The following is a 1,701-nucleotide window of genomic DNA, read 5'->3' on the forward strand; positions in this document are numbered from 1 at the left end:
GGCATGTTCAGTTCGGTGTATAGCGCAGCCGCCCTGCGCAGCTCGTCTTCGTTCGGTGTGGCTCCGCCCAGGCCGGCGATGTCGCCTTCACCCAGGATCGGCGGCACGTCGATCTTGTAGGTCTCGCGACGGAACGATGCACCCACGGCCAGCTGCATCGGGCCGCCGGCCAATTGCGTGAGCGTGGTCGAGCCCGTGGCATCGATGGAGGCTTGCGTCGACTTGCCGGTCAGCGTCGGGCCGACATAGTTGGCACCCCGAATCGCCGAGGTCAGGCCCGCATCCTGTTGACCGTTGGAGGCCCACGGATTCCAACCCGAGGTGGGCGAATTGATGATCTGAGCGACGTCATACTGCGAGAAGTATCCGTCGGTCAATCTGCCTTCGGTCTTGCTCTGGTTGTACATCGCCGCGACGTCGTAGTCCCAGCTGCCCAACGAGCCCTTCACGCCGGTGAGGAAGCGAGACTGCTTCAGCGTGTCTTCTTCGGTGCGGAGCCCGGAAGAGAACGCGCGCCAAGAGACCGCGACCGGCAGGCCGCTGTCGATCAGTTTCTGCAGATCAGCACTATGGTTGGCCACGTAGGGTTTGATGATGGTCTCGTAGGCTACGCTACCCGGGTAGACCAGCAAAGCTACAGGCTTGTTGTTCTTGAAGAACAGGTTGTCGGTTTCGAAGAAGGCGGAACGCGCCGGAGCGGGTTGATACGCTTCGGTCACGACGTTCTTCGCGAACATGGCTTCGCCGTAAAGCGTGTGCTCAGGCGTCAGTGCGAGCTTGAACGTGCCGAAGACGTTGGTCCGCTTGATCTCGGGGAACAGGCCGACGTCCGGTGCCGAGTCGTAGTTGCAATTCTTGTACTTGGCGGTCGGGGAGGCGGTCACCGCAAACATGCGAATGTCGGCGCACTGCCCCAGGTCGGCGGACGGATTGCCGTAGCCCGACCCCAAGATGGGCATTCCGGCGTTGCCGCCAGTCGGCTTCTTGTTGTCCTCCAGCGACAGCGTCGGGTCGTAGTTGCCTTCGATCCGGCCGCTCGGCGTAGCGGCGTTCTGGAAATACGGATAGCGGTTGCCCGATTTCGAGAATTCACGGTCGATCGCATAGAGGGTCGTCGTCTTCTCGACGTCCATCCCCAGCATGAAGTTGTACTTGTCCTGGACGAGGTCGCCATGGCCGAACAGGATGTTGGCGCGGTTCGTCTTGCCGCCACCCGATTGGGACGGGCGGCCGGATTCGCCACCGATCTCAAGACCGTTGTAGTCCGAGCGCAGGATGAAGTTGATCACGCCGGCGACCGCATCGCTGCCGTACACGGCAGAGGCACCGTCACGCAGGATTTCAACACGCTCGATGGCGGCCAGCGGAATCGCGTTGATGTTGACGGCACCGCCGTCAGAGGCGAACACCGCGAGGCGGCGGCCGTTCACCAGCACCAGCGTGCGGCTGTCGCCCAGGCCACGCAGCGAAACGCTGGATGTGCCGTAGCTGGCAAGGCCGGCCAGGTCCGAACCGCGGGTCGCACCGGCGGTGTTGGTCGACGCCATGTTGTGGACCAGCTGCTCCATGTTGGCCACACCACTGCGCGAGATCTCTTCGCGGGTGATGACCGTCACCGGCAGCGCCGTTTCAGCGTCGATGCGCTTGATCGCGGAACCGGTGATCTCGACCTTGTCCATCTGCCGCTGTGCGAGAGCGGGC

At 63.0% G+C, this 1,701-nt stretch carries 1 protein-coding gene; it reads right to left on the minus strand.

The genetic code is table 11. From position 1 onward, the window contains the following. The coding region (locus AC1DXV_RS34360; protein WP_477938012.1) for a TonB-dependent receptor plug domain-containing protein at positions 1-1,679 on the minus strand (1,679 nt) is incomplete at its 3' end. Between the last annotated feature and the right edge of the window lie 22 nt (positions 1,680-1,701).

Source organism: Rhizobacter sp. P3_C12, from assembly GCF_056402735.1.